Below are 349 nucleotides of genomic sequence, written 5' to 3' on the forward strand. Positions count from 1 at the left end.
CATCAAGGCGGCCAGCTTCGGCACCTTGGGGCGGAGTTGGTCGGCCACCGTGCGCCATTGGGCGTGGGCAGTCGCGGCGTCCTCCTGGGCATAGGCGGTGCCGATCCAGGCCGTGTAGCGGCTGGGTGAATCCTCCCCGGAAGTGCTGGCTGAAAATTCCCCAGTCCAGCGCCACTGCCCGTGCCCGGGGGCGAGCCCGCGGGCACGGGCGGCGCCGGCTATGCCCCAGGGTGCTGCCCGGGACTGTCGGCATTTCCGTGTGTTGCCGGTCATGAGGGAATGGAAGGAGCTCCCCCATGGCTCGACGGAAGGCGCCGCACATCGCTGATGAGTTGCTGGACCAGCTGCT

General features: G+C 69.1%; 1 pseudogene. It reads right to left on the bottom strand.

The features are described from left to right. Nucleotides 1–273, bottom strand: a pseudogene (locus tag E2C06_RS39085) (hypothetical protein); the annotation flags it as partial. Nucleotides 274–349: the final 76 nt, after the last annotated feature.

This window comes from Dankookia rubra (assembly GCF_004355005.1).
Taxonomy (GTDB): domain Bacteria; phylum Pseudomonadota; class Alphaproteobacteria; order Acetobacterales; family Acetobacteraceae; genus Paracraurococcus; species Paracraurococcus ruber_A.